Genomic DNA, 298 nt, shown 5'->3' on the forward strand with positions numbered 1-298 from the left:
CGGTGGGCAGCACCGGCGACAGCTACGACAACGCGCTGGCTGAGACCATCAACGGGTTGTACAAGGCTGAGATCATCCACCGGCGCGGGCCGTGGAAGACGCGCGAGGCGGTCGAACTGGCGACCCTCGAGTGGGTCTCGTGGTTCAATCACCATCGCTTGCTGGAGCCCATCGGCTACATCCCACCGGCCGAGGCCGAGGCAAACTACTGGCGCCAACAAGCTCGGGCCTCGACCACATTCGAGTACATCCAATCGCCGGCGCTGCAGGAGGGTTGAACCATGAGTACATGGCCCAA

1 protein-coding gene is annotated in these 298 nt (G+C 63.4%); it reads left to right on the forward strand.

Features of this window, described 5'->3' with window-relative positions; all coding sequences use genetic code 11:
• A partial coding sequence (locus APY03_RS11840) for an integrase core domain-containing protein (RefSeq protein WP_157103399.1) occupies positions 1 to 278 on the forward strand: 278 nt, incomplete at its 5' end.
• Positions 279 to 298: the final 20 nt, after the last annotated feature.

Source organism: Variovorax sp. WDL1 (assembly GCF_001541225.1).
Taxonomy (GTDB): domain Bacteria; phylum Pseudomonadota; class Gammaproteobacteria; order Burkholderiales; family Burkholderiaceae_C; genus Variovorax.